Origin of the sequence: Sphingomonas palmae (assembly GCF_900109565.1) — a bacterium.
Lineage (GTDB): Bacteria > Pseudomonadota > Alphaproteobacteria > Sphingomonadales > Sphingomonadaceae > Sphingomonas > Sphingomonas palmae.
The window spans coordinates 749,829-761,993 of the sequence record NZ_FNZZ01000001.1 but is presented as its reverse complement, the minus strand read 5'-3'; the positions used below and the strand labels follow the sequence as shown (position 1 = coordinate 761,993).

Annotated in this window: 11 protein-coding genes; 10 read left to right on the top strand and 1 reads right to left on the bottom strand. The window is 68.8% G+C overall.

From position 1 onward, the window contains the following. Nucleotides 1-40 precede the first annotated feature (40 nt). A complete protein-coding gene (locus tag BMW51_RS03700; protein WP_093003391.1) occupies nucleotides 41-313 on the bottom strand; it encodes an acyl carrier protein in 273 nt (90 codons plus the stop codon). Between the two features lie 77 nt (nucleotides 314-390). On the opposite strand from BMW51_RS03700, the gene BMW51_RS03695 reads away from it, so the two are divergent. The 10 genes from BMW51_RS03695 (at nucleotide 391) to BMW51_RS03650 (ending at nucleotide 12,163) form a co-directional block, all read left to right on the top strand. Beyond that, nucleotides 391-1,890, top strand: coding sequence for an AMP-binding protein (locus BMW51_RS03695; RefSeq protein WP_093003389.1), 1,500 nt, complete (start codon nucleotides 391-393; stop codon nucleotides 1,888-1,890). Then, nucleotides 1,887-3,116, top strand: coding sequence for a pyridoxal-dependent decarboxylase, exosortase A system-associated (locus BMW51_RS03690; RefSeq protein WP_093003387.1), 1,230 nt, complete (start codon nucleotides 1,887-1,889; stop codon nucleotides 3,114-3,116). Before BMW51_RS03695 ends, BMW51_RS03690 begins: the two co-directional genes overlap by 4 nt. 101 nt (nucleotides 3,117-3,217) lie before the next feature. Next, nucleotides 3,218-3,865: an XrtA/PEP-CTERM system exopolysaccharide export protein gene (locus BMW51_RS03685; protein WP_093003385.1), complete on the top strand. Its 648-nt coding sequence runs from the start codon at nucleotides 3,218-3,220 to the stop codon at nucleotides 3,863-3,865. Between the two features lie 12 nt (nucleotides 3,866-3,877). After that, entirely contained in the window at nucleotides 3,878-5,401 is a 1,524-nt protein-coding gene (locus tag BMW51_RS03680) for an XrtA system polysaccharide chain length determinant (protein WP_093003383.1), read from the top strand. Next, nucleotides 5,398-6,405, top strand: a complete 1,008-nt coding sequence (locus tag BMW51_RS03675) for an AAA family ATPase (protein ID WP_093003381.1) — start codon at nucleotides 5,398-5,400, stop codon at nucleotides 6,403-6,405. Before BMW51_RS03680 ends, BMW51_RS03675 begins: the two co-directional genes overlap by 4 nt. A gap of 2 nt (nucleotides 6,406-6,407) precedes the next feature. Continuing rightward, nucleotides 6,408-8,039: a TonB-dependent receptor gene (locus BMW51_RS03670; RefSeq protein ID WP_245708257.1), complete on the top strand. Its 1,632-nt coding sequence runs from the start codon at nucleotides 6,408-6,410 to the stop codon at nucleotides 8,037-8,039. A 12-nt stretch (nucleotides 8,040-8,051) separates the two neighbouring features. After that, the gene (locus BMW51_RS03665) at nucleotides 8,052-9,101 is read left to right on the top strand and encodes an ExeA family protein (RefSeq protein ID WP_093003377.1); all 1,050 of its coding nucleotides are present in this window, start codon (nucleotides 8,052-8,054) and stop codon (nucleotides 9,099-9,101) included. Between the two features lies 1 nt (nucleotide 9,102). Beyond that, a complete protein-coding gene (locus BMW51_RS03660; protein ID WP_093003375.1) occupies nucleotides 9,103-9,948 on the top strand; it encodes an XrtA system polysaccharide deacetylase in 846 nt (281 codons plus the stop codon). A gap of 2 nt (nucleotides 9,949-9,950) precedes the next feature. Beyond that, nucleotides 9,951-10,991 (top strand): FemAB family XrtA/PEP-CTERM system-associated protein, encoded by a 1,041-nt coding sequence (locus tag BMW51_RS03655; RefSeq protein ID WP_093003373.1) that lies wholly within the window; start codon nucleotides 9,951-9,953, stop codon nucleotides 10,989-10,991. Nucleotides 10,992-10,993: 2 nt separating this feature from the next. Beyond that, nucleotides 10,994-12,163 (top strand): TIGR03087 family PEP-CTERM/XrtA system glycosyltransferase, encoded by a 1,170-nt coding sequence (locus BMW51_RS03650; RefSeq protein WP_093003871.1) that lies wholly within the window; start codon nucleotides 10,994-10,996, stop codon nucleotides 12,161-12,163. Nucleotides 12,164-12,165: the final 2 nt, after the last annotated feature.

Here is a 12,165-nt window from a genome sequence, read left to right as displayed (position 1 = left end):
CGGCCGCCGCGCCAGTGATAATCGACGAAGCGCAGGTCGCTCAGTTTAGGACCTTGGTCTGGGCGAAGGTGGTGAGCGCACCAAAGGTTTCCAGCATCTCGCCGTCGACCTCGTCATCCTCAATCACGATGCCGAGCCGATCCTCGAGTTCGGTCAGCACGCCCGCGACCGCCATCGAATCGAGTTCGGGCAACGAACCGAACAGCCCGGTCTCGGGCGTGAAGGTGGCGACGCGCTCGGGCGAGAGGCTCAGCACGTCGGCCAGCACCGCGCGCAGCGTCTTCTCGATCTCGTTGGTGCCTTCCGGAATCACGCAAACTCTCCCGTGCTTTGCTGCGGTGCGATAGGCGCGGGGGGTGAAATGCGCAACGGGCGCGCTATGGAGGCGGGATGGTGCCGCTCGACCGCCACGCCCGACCGATCGATCACGTGCTGCGCGGCGCGCCCGATGCGCCCGCGCTGATCGACCGTGCGGGAGCGATGACGTTCGCCGAGGCCGAGCAGAAGGTGGCAAGGCTCGCAGGCTGGCTGAGGGCGCAGGTGCCCGACGTTGGCGCGCGCGTCGCGACGTGGCTGCCGAAAACGCGCGAAGCGTGCCTGATGCCGCTCGCGGCGGCGCGCGCGGGGCTGGTGCACGTGCCGATCAACCCCGCACTCAAGCGCGCGCAGGTGGCGCATATCCTCGCCGACAGCGGCGCCGCGCTGCTGCTGACGCAAGCGGCACGCGCAGCGACGCTCGAGGCGGGTGACGTGCCCGCGGGAGTTTCGGTCCATGTCGCGGCAATTGAGGGTGACCCGCTGCCGCCATCGAGCGCCGACCCCGACGCGCTCGCCGCGATCCTCTATACGTCCGGGTCCACCGGGCGACCCAAAGGCGTAATGCTCAGCCACGCGAACCTGTGGCTCGGCGCGGTGTCGGTCGCGCATTATCTGGCGCTCGAGCCCGAGGATCGCGTGCTCGGCGTGCTGCCGCTGTCGTTCGATTACGGGCAAAACCAGCTTTTCTCGACCTGGCTGGCGGGCGCGGCGGTCGCGCCGCTCGATTATCTGGCGCCGCGCGACGTGGTGAAAGCGGTCGAGCGCGTCGGGGCGACGACGCTCGCGGGCGTGCCACCTTTGTGGACGCAATTGCTCGAGCCGGAGTGGCCGGCAGAGACGGCGGCGCGGCTTCGGCGACTCACCAACTCGGGCGGTGCGCTGTCGCCGGCGATGGTGCGCGCGCTGCGGGCGCGCTTTCCGGCGGCCGATCTGTACCCGATGTATGGACTGACCGAGGCGTTCCGTTCGACCTATCTTCCGCCCGCGCTGGTCGATGCCAACCCCGATTCGATCGGGCGCGCGATCCCGTTCGCGGAGGTGATGGTGGTACGCGGCGACGGTACGCAGGCGGCAGCGGGTGAGCCGGGTGAACTGGTCCACGCCGGGCCTTTGGTGGCGCAAGGGTATTGGCGTGACGCTGAACGAACTGCGCAGCGCTTTCGCCTCGCACCCGCCTTCTCGCGCGAGGGCGGGGTGACGGTGTGGTCGGGCGATACGGTGGTCGCCGACACAGCAGGATTGTTGCGCTTCGTCGGGCGCGACGATGAGATGATCAAGACCTCGGGCAACCGCGTCAGCCCGCAGGAGGTCGAGGAGGCGGTGACCGCCGGCGACGAGGCGCGCGAGGCGGTCGCGATCGGTGTCGACGATCCACGGCTGGGGCAGCGGATCGTCGTCGTCGCGCGCGGGCATGCCGATCTTGAGCCGGCGCTGCGCGCGCGGTTGAAGCGCGATCTGCCGACCTACATGCAACCGGCCGAGATCGTGTGGCGCGCAGAGCTACCGCGAAACGCCAATGGCAAGCTCGACCGCGCCGCGCTCGCCGCCGAGATACGGGGAGCACGCGCGTGAAGCCGATCGGACCAATCCCGCCCGCCTTTGCGGAGCAGCACGGCATGCTGACGATCGCGGGGCATAGTGCAGAAGCTTGGGTGGCAGAGCACGGCTCGCCGGTGTTCGTGTACGATTTCGGCGTGGTGCGCGGCCAGGTTGATCGCTTCCGTGCCGCGATGCCGGACGGCGTGCGGTTGCACTACGCGGTCAAGGCGAACCCCTATGTACCACTGGTGCGCGCGATCGCGGCGTTGGTCGACGGGCTCGACGTGGCGTCGGCGGGCGAGTTGTCCGACGTGCTCGCGTACAAGCCTGGCGGGGCGATCAGCTTCGCGGGACCGGGCAAGCGCGACGCGGAGCTGGAGGCGGCGGTGCGCGTGGGCGTGACGCTGAACGTCGAATCGGAGGGTGAGGCACGCCGCGCGATTGAGATTGGAACGCGGCTGGGCATCGCGCCACGGCTGGCGGTGAGGGTCAATCCCGACATCGAGCTGCGCGGGTCGGGCATGAAGATGGGTGGGCGCGCTTCGCCGTTCGGGGTCGATGCCGAGCGCGTGCCGGCGTTGGTGCGCGAGATCGTAGCGAGCGGAGCCGAATGGCGCGGGTTCCACATCTTTGCCGGATCGCAGGCGCTCGACAGCGACGCGCTGATCGAAACACAGGCGGCGACGCTCGCGCTCGCCACGCGGCTTGGGGAGGAGAGTGGTCATGCGCCGCCGCTGGTCAACCTGGGCGGCGGCTTCGGCATTCCGCATTTCGCGGGCGATCGACCGATCGAGGTCGAGCGGATCGGCGCGGCGCTGGCGAAGGCGCTGGATGCGCGCAATGCGGTGCTGGCCGACACGACCTTCGCGATCGAGCTCGGCCGCTGGTTGGTTGGGGAGGCGGGGGTGTACCTGACGCGCGTGGTCGACCGGAAGGAGAGCCGCGGCGAGACGTTCGTCGTGGTCGACGGCGGACTGCATCATCAACTCGCCGCCTCGGGCAATTTCGGCACGGTGGTTCGGCGTAATTATCCAATCGCGCTCGCCCACCGGATGGGCGCGGCGGCGGACGACGCTGTGTCGGTCGTTGGGTGCCTCTGCACGCCACTCGACCGGCTGGCCGATCGCGTCGTGCTGCCGCGCGCGGACGTGGGCGACGTGATCGCGATCTTCATTGCGGGCGCCTATGGTCTGACCGCCAGTCCCAGTGCCTTTTTGGGACACCCCGCACCCGCGGAGGTGCTCGCGAACGCGTCCTAAACGCTATCTTCACCTCTACCGCACATAGCTGACCACCGACGCCACCAGTCCGCCTGACGCGAGTCACGTAGGCTGGTCGGTCGGCGTGTACGGAGGGTTGAATGCGGTTCGCGACGGTTTCCAAGGGTTTGATCGCTGCGCTGATGGCGTCGACGACGCTCACCGCCTGCGCGGGCGGCGGCGCCGCGCGCCCGGAACTGCCGCCCGCGACCTTCGTCGCCAGCAAGGAGCAGCCGGGCGAGGAATATGTCATCGGCCCGCTCGATTCGCTCAGTATCTTCGTGTGGCGCAACCCCGAGCTGTCATCGAAGGTGCAGGTGCGCCCCGACGGTCGCATCACCACGCCGCTGATCAGCGACATGCCCGCGGTCGGCAAGACGCCCGCGATGCTCGCCGCCGATATGAAACTGGCGCTGGGCGAATATATCAAGGACCCGATCGTCTCGGTGATCGTGGACAGCTTCTCCGGCACGTTCAGCCAGCAGGTCCGCATCGTCGGCGCGACGCAGAAGCCCGCCAGCCTGCCGTACCGCGCCAACATGACGCTGCTGGACGCGATGATCGCGGTCGGCGGGCTGGGCGAATATGCCGCCGGCAACAAGGCGCGACTGATCCGCTACGATCGCGCGACCGGCAAGCAGACCGAATATGCGCTGCGCATCAACAAGCTGCTGAAGGACGGCGACCCGAGCGCGAACGTCCGGCTCGAACCCGGCGACGTCATCATCATCCCCGAGAGCATGTTCTAAAAGGAAGCGCGGGTGGGCGGTCTCTTCAACGAAGCGCGTATCGCGCTGCACGCGATCTGGACGCGGCGCTGGATCGCGCTGGCGGTCGCGTGGGGCGTGTGCATCGCGGGCTGGCTGGTCGTCAGCCAGATCCCCAGCCGGTACGATTCAAAGGCGCGCGTGTTCGTGCAGATGCGATCGGTCCTGCCCGCGGGTGCCGATTCGATGCAGGCGGCGAACGACGACGCGCGCGACATCGACACGGTGCGCCAGACGCTGACCAGCGCGGTGAGCCTCGAAAAGGTCGTACGCGGCACCGACCTTGCCAAGACCGTGTCGAGCGACCGTGACGTGGCGGACCGCGTCGCCGGCTTGCAGAGCGCGATCAAGATCGTCGCGCAACAGGACAATCTGTTCGAGATCACCACGACCTCGTCGAGCCCCAAGCTCGCCGCCGCGATCACGCAGAAGCTGATCGACATCTTCGTCGAAACCAATTTGTCGTCCGACCGCTCGCAGAACACGCAGACGCTCGCCTTCCTCGACGGGCAGTTGCAGGCGCTCGGCACCAAGCTGCAGGACGCGGAGGCGAAGCGCGCGTCGTTTCAGAACAACTATCTCGGCGCGCTGCCCGGCACGGGATCGATCAGCGACCGGATCGGCGCGGCGCGCACGCAGATGAGCCAAGTCGACGGCGATCTGGCGGCGGCGCAATCGAGCATGGCGGCCTTGTCGGGCCAGATGGCGGCGACGCCGAAGACGATTGCGGGCGCGGGTATTGCCCCCGGCGTCGGCCCGGCGCGCGCGAGGTTGGCGGCGATCCAGGGCCAGCTTGCCGACGCGCGCGGTCGCGGTTACACCGAGGAACACCCCGACGTGATCGCGCTCAAGCGGCAGCTGGCGCAGGCGCAGGCGGCGGCGCGTGGTGAGCCGCTGACCGGCGGCAGCGACGGCGGCGTCGCCAACCCGGCCTATTCCTCGCTTCAGGCGATGATGACCGACAAGGGGTCGACGGTCGCCGCCTTGCAGGCGCGCAAGCAGCAGTTGCAGGGCGACCTCGACCAGCTGAACGCCAAGCTTGCCGGCGATCCCGCAGTCGCCGCCGAGCAGGGCGAGATCGACCGCAACTATGATGTGCTGAAAGGCCAGTACGACCAGCTGCTCGCCCAGCGCGAGCAGGTGAGCTTGCGCAGCCAGGCGCAGACGCAGACCGACGCGGTCAAGTTCAGCGTGATCGATCCGCCGACCGTACCGCGCACGCCGACCGCGCCCAATCGCCCGTTGCTGCTGACTGGCGTGCTGGTGGCCGGGTTGATCGCGGGCGTCGGCGCGGCCTTAGCGCTGGGTCAATTGCAGGGCACGTTCCCGACCGCGCAGAAGCTCGAGAAGGTCACCGGCATGGCCGTGATCGGCTCGATCGGTGAGATGGTGACGCGCCAGCAGACCGAGCTGCGCCGCCGCCGGCTGACGTGGCTGGCAGGCGGGTTCGCCGCGCTGGGCGTCGCGTATGTGGCGCTGCTCGGCGTCGAGATGCTCCAGCGGGGACTTGCCGCATGACCCAGTATCCGAAACGCGCGACCGAGGAGTCGCTGATTGAGCGCGCGGCCAAGGTCTACGACTTCGGCGCCCACCTGCGCGCACGCGACATCCCCGCATCCGAAGATCCCGCACCGCCGATGGCGGACGAGCCGCTCATCGATCAGCCTTCCGTCGCTGAGCAGGTCGCCGCGGCTCCGCAGCCGGTGTCGCCGACGCTCGCCGCGATCCCGGCGGAGTTCTTGTCAAACACCGACGACGATGGCCTCGACAAGTGGGAAGCACCCGAGAGCGACGTGGCGCAGATCGATCGCACGATGCTGGCGGAGGCTGGCATGCTGGTGCCCGGCGCTCCCGTCGGCGCGCTCGCGGAGGAGTTCCGGCTGGTCAAGCGGCAGCTGCTGCTGACCGCACGCGACATCGCCGAAGGGCCGATCGGGCAGCGCGCGCGCACGATCATCGTCGGATCGGGAAAGCCCGGCGAGGGCAAGACCTTCTGCGCGATCAACCTCGCCATCAGCCTCGCGGCCGAGCGCGATGTCGAGATCCTGCTGGTCGATGCCGATTTCGCCAAGCCCGACATCATGCAGCGGCTGGGGCTGGAGGACAGTGTTGGGCTGCTCGACATTCTGGGGGACCCGCGGCTCGATCCCGAGACGTGCGTGGTGCGCACCGACGTGCCGCAGCTGTCGCTGCTGCCCGCGGGCAAGCGGAGCCATGCCGACACGGAGCTGCTCGCCTCGCACCGAACCGAGGCGGTGATCGATCGCCTGCTCGCGGCCAATCCGCGCCGCATCATCGTCTTCGACACGCCGCCGGCACTCGCCGCGTCGCCCGCCTCCACGCTCGCGCTGCTGGTCGGGCAGGTCATGCTGGTCGTGCGCGCGGATCGCACGACCGAGACGGACGTGCGCGAGGCGGTGCAGCTGCTCGACGGGTGCGAGCAGATCCATCTCGTCATCAATTCGGTGTCGTTCGAGCCGGGGCGTGGGCGCTTCGGCAGCTATTACGGTCAGGAGAAGTAATCGTGACCCGGTATTCTTTGGGTTCGACGGGTGCGCTGCTGGCGTCGGCGGCGGTACTCGCCGCATCGCCGGCCGATGCGCAGTCGCGGTCGCACTACGTATCGCCCTATATCGAGGCGACGCAGGCGGTCGCGGCCGACCTGTCGAACGGCGACGACGTCGTCACCTACACCGCGCTTGCCGCCGGCGTGGATGCGGGGATCAGCACCGGTCGGACCGACGGGCAGATCAGCTACCGCTACGAGCGGCGCTTCTCGTGGGAGGACAATACCGAGGACCTGAGCGTCCACAGCGGCCTCGCTCGCGTGACGACGCAGGTGGCACCCTGGCTGTCGCTCGACGGCGGCGCGCTGGCCACCCGGCAGCGCAGCGACATCCGCGGCGCCGCACCGATCAATCTCGTCGGCACCAGCGACAACCTGACCCAGGTCTACTCGCTGTTCGCCGGGCCCACCGTCGCGACGCGCGCGGGACCGTTTGACGTGAATGGCAGTTACCGCTTCGGCTATACGAAGGTCGAGGGCAACGACGACATCGTGCTCGCGCCGGGCTCGCCGCGGCTCGACGGCTACGACTCGTCGACCAATCATGTCGTGCAGGCGAGCATCGGCGTCCCCGCCAACCGGATCGCGCCGTTCGGCGTGACGCTGAGCGGCGCGTACGAGCGAGAGGACGCGAACCAGCTCGATCAGAATTACGAGGGCTATTACGCCCGCGGCGACGTGGTGCTGCCGGTCAGCCGTACCGTCGCGCTGCGCGCCGGTGCGGGGTACGAACGGATCAAGGCGACGCAGCGTGACCCGCTGGTCGATACGGCCGGCAACGCGGTGGTCGACAATAATGGCCGCTTCGTCACCGACCCGAACTCGCCCGAGCGGATCGCCTATGACACCGATGGGCTGATCTACGATGCGGGCGTGATCTGGCGTCCGTCGCCGCGCGTCGAGTTACAGGCGACCGCGGGCTATCGCTACGGTGGGGAGACCTACACCGGCGCGCTTTCGTGGCGGATGTCGGAAGCGTCGGGGTTGCAAGTTGTCGTCTACGACGCGATCGAGACGTTCGGGCGCCAGCTGCGCGACGGGATCGCGGGCCTGCCGACCAGTTTCCAGACGCAGAACGATCCGTTCGGCCAGCTGTTCGGCGGTTGCGTGTTCGGTCGCCAGGGCGGCAGCCGCGAGAGCGGCGCGGGCGGATGCCTGAATGACGTGTTCCAGTCGATCTCGACAGCCAGCTACCGCGCGCGCGGGATCGACGGCGCGTGGACCGTGCAGCAGGGACGGACCGGCTACGGCATTGGCGCGGGCTACGCCAACCGCCGGCTCTACGCGCCGCGCGTCGCGGTCGGCACGCAGGTGTTGGGGAACGAGGACCAGAGCGCCTACGCGCAGGTGTTCTACTCGCGGGCCTTGAGCCGCGTGTCGCAGTTCGACGCCAACCTCTACGCCAACTGGTACTCCAGCGATCTGGTCGGCGCACAGGACGTGTACGGCACCGGGCTGAACGGCACCTACAGCCGCAACTTCGGGCGGCTCGGCACGTCGCTGTCGGCGGGGCTCTACGCCTTCGACCAGGGCGATTTCGACAAGCAGGTGTCGGCGCAGGCGCTGCTCGGCGCGCGCTACAATTTCTGAACGGATACGGCCATGTACGAGACGTTCTTCGGATTTCACGACCGCCCGTTCCAGCTGACGCCCGACCCGCGTTTCTGGTTCGATACCGCCACGCACAAGAAGGCGATGGCGTATCTGGGCTACGGTCTGGCACAGGGTGAGGGTTTTATCGTCATCACTGGCGATATCGGCGCGGGCAAGACGACGCTGGTCGGGCACCTGATGGATCAGATCGATCCCGCCAACCTGAAGGTCATCAAGATCGTGTCGACCGCGATCGAGGCGGACGATCTGCTGCGCATCGTCGCAACGGGGCTCGGCATCGATCACGCGGGCAAGAACAAGGCCGAGCTGCTGCTGCTGATCGAGCGCGGGTTGCACGCAGTTGCGCGCACGGGGCGGCGCACGCTGCTGATCGTCGACGAGAGCCAGGCGTTGCCGACCTCCGCGCTCGAAGAGCTGCGGATGCTGTCGAATTTCCAGGCCGGCGGTCACGCGGTGTTGCAGATCTTCCTGCTCGGCCAGCCCGAGTTTCGCGAGCGGTTGAACGGATCGGCGCGGCTGGAGCAGTTGCGCCAGCGCGTCATCGCGGTGCATCACCTCGATCCGATGGAACCCGACGAGGTCGCCGATTACGTCGGCCACCGTTTGCAGATTGCCGGCTGGACCGGGCGACCTAACTTTACCGAGGACGCCTTCCCAGTCTTGTACCGCGCGAGTGAGGGCGTGCCGCGCCGGTTGAACCAGCTGATGAGCCGCGTGCTGCTCCACGCCGCGGTGGGCGAGATCGAGATGATCGACGCCAAGGTGGTGCGCGCGGTCGTGAACGATCAGCGGCGCGAGATGCCCGCGGTCACCGCATCGACGCCGCCCGCGCCCGAGCGTCCCGCCGCGGCGAACACCAATCATGACGAGGTCGAGGCCGTGCAGGTGTCGCCGACGACGATCGACGACGAACGCCTGGCGGTGCTGGAGGAGCGGATCGCGGAGCAGGATGCGGCACTCAGGCGCGTGCTGACGCTGCTGATTGACTGGGTCGAGCGCGACGAGTTGCGCGACGTGCCGGTGCGCGGAGCCGCCTGAGATGGCGAACGCGCGCGTTCTGAACGGCATGTCGGTCGACGTGGAGGAATGGTTCCAGGTCGGCGCGTTCGAGCGCACGATCGACAAGGCCGACTGGGCGACGCTGGAGAGCCGCGTCGCCGACAACACCGCGCGCGTGCTCGACCTGTTTGCCGAGACGGACACCAAGGCGACGTTCTTCACGCTCGGCTGGGTCGCGGCGCGACAGGGCACGCTGATGCGGCGCATCGTCGACGAGGGCCACGAGGTCGCGAGCCACGGATGGGACCACCAGCGCGTCTTCACGATGGATGCCGTCTCGTTCCGCGCCGATTTGCGTCGCGCGCGCGGAGCGCTGGAGGACGCGACGGGGGCGGCCATCGCCGGTTATCGAGCCCCGAGCTTCTCGATCGATCAACGCACGCCCTGGGCGCACGCGGTGCTGGCGGAGGAGGGCTATCGTTATTCCTCCAGCGTCGCGCCGGTCGCGCACGATCATTACGGCTGGCGCGACAGCCCGCGCTATGCCTGGCGACCGCTGCGTGACGACGCGCTGGTGGAGGTGCCGGTGACCGTTGGCGAGGCGGCGGGACGACGCTTCGCGACTGGCGGCGGCTTCTTTCGCCTGCTGCCCGCGGGTGTGACCGACTTCGCGCTGCGACAGGTCAATGCGGCAGCCCAGCCCGGCATGTTCTATTTTCACCCGTGGGAGGTCGATCCCGGTCAGCCGCGCGTCGCTGCGGCGCCGCTCAGGTCGAAGCTGCGCCACTACAGCCGCTTGGGGGCGATGGCGGGCAAGCTGCGCGGGTTGCTCGAGCGCCACGAGTGGGGCCGCGTCGACGCGGTGGTGAAGCGGCTGGCGGTGTGACGATGCCATTGCTCGAACGGCCGGTCGGCGTGCGTGCTGCCCGCGCGAAGGACCGCGCGGCGATCGACCGTTTCGTACGCGCGCACCCGGACGCGACACCCTTTCATCTGCCTGAATGGGGCGAAGCGATCGCTGCCGCCTGCGGACAGCGCGCGCACCTGCTCGTGGCTGAACATGCGGGCGGTAGCCTCGCCGGCGTGCTGCCGCTGACCGAGATGCGCTCGCCGCTGTTCGGTCGCGCATTGGTATCTAGCGGCTTTGCGGTCGAAGGCGGTATGCTGGGCGACCCATTCGCGATCGAGCCGCTCGCGTCGGCGGTGCGCGACCTGGCGGCCCGGCTGGGCTGTCCGTCGGTCGAGCTTCGGGGCGGCGCGCATCCGGCCGGCTGGGCAGTCGATGCGGGCAGCTACCTCGGCTTCGCACGCCCGCTCGCCGCCGATGACGACGCTGAACTGCTCGCGATCCCGCGCAAACAGCGCGCCGAGGTTCGCAAGGCGCTGGCGAACGATCTGACGGTCGATGTCGGCAGCGACGCGGCGGCACTGCGCGATCACTACTACGTCTATGCAGAGTCGGTGCGCAATCTGGGCACCCCGGTGTTTCCGCGCGCCTTGTTCCGCGAGGTGGCAGCGCGAATGGATGCCGACGTGCTGACGGTGCGGCACGGGCTTGAGCCGGTGGCGAGCGTGCTGAGCCTCTACTGGCGCGGCACTGTCTATCCGTACTGGGGCGGAGGCACCGCGGCGGCGCGCGGGCTGCGCGCCAACGACCGGATGTATTTCGCATTGATGGCGCACGCGCGCGCGCGGGGCTGCACGCGCTTCAATTTCGGCCGTTCCAAGGTCGGCACGGGCGCCGCGGCGTTCAAGAAGAACTGGGGCTTCACCGGCGAGCCGCTCGCCTACGCATCGTGGAGCGAGGGCGAGCGGCGCGAGGTCAATCCGCTCAACCCCAAATACGCGCTGATGGTGCGGACCTGGTCGAAGCTGCCGCTGCCGATCGCCAATCTGGTCGGCCCGTGGATCAGCCGCGGGCTCGGCTGACGATGGAAATCCTGTTCCTAGCGCACCGCGTGCCGTTCCCGCCCGATCGCGGCGACAAGATCAGGAGCTTTCACGTCCTGCGCCACCTGGCGAGGCGCGCGCGCGTGCATCTGGTCGCGTTCGCCGACGATCCGCGCGATCTGACGCCACCGGCCGAGTTCCGCGACCTGCTGTCCGAGTGCGTGGTGGTGGAGCGAACAAAACCGCGCTGGCGGGCGGGATTGGAAGCCATCGCGAGCGGGCGACCGCTGTCGCTGGCGGCGTTCGACGACCCGCGCGTACACGCGCCGGTCACGCGGATCGTGCGCGAGCGGTCGATCGATCGTGTCTACGCCTTTTCGGGGCAGATGGCGCAGTATCTACCCGAAGGTTTGCCGGCGGTGATGGACTTTGTCGACGCCGACTCGGCCAAGTTCGAGGCATTTGCCGGGGATGCAGCCGGCGTAGCGCGCTGGATGTACCGCCGTGAGGCGCGGCTGCTCGGTGCCTATGAGCGCGCGGTGACCGCCCGTGTCGAGGCGAGCCTTTTCGTCAGCGCAGAGGAAGCAGCTCTGGTTCCGGGCGCGCGCGCGCTGGAGAACGGCATCGATATCAGCTTCTTCGATCCAGCTGCCAGCTTCGTGCCGGTGGTCGGGCAGGGGCGGTTGATCGTGTTCACCGGGCAGATGGACTACAAACCAAACGTCGACGCGGTGGTCGGCTTCGCGCGCGAGGTGCTGCCCCACGTCCGGGCGCAGCACCCCGACGTGCGCTTCGCGATCGTCGGTCGCGCGCCGGTGCGCGAGGTGCGAGCGCTCGCGGGTGAGGGCGTGATCGTGACCGGGGAGGTGCCCGACGTACGCGGCTGGCTCGCCGCCGCCGACGTCGTGGTGGCGCCGCTCGGGCTCGCGCGCGGAATTCAGAACAAGGTGCTGGAAGCGATGGCGATGGCGCGCGCGGTGGTCGCCTCGCCAGCGGCCGCAGAGGGGATCGACCACGCCGGCACCATCCAGGTGGCGGCGGGCGAGGGGATGGCGGAAGCCGTGAACGCGCTGCTCCACGACCGAGCCACGGCAAGGTCGCTGGGCGAGGTAGCGCGCGCAAGGGTGCAGGCGCGCTACGCGTGGGATGCGTGTCTCGCCCCGCTCGACGCGATGATGAACCTTCCGGCGCAGACCCGGGTGGCGGCGTGACG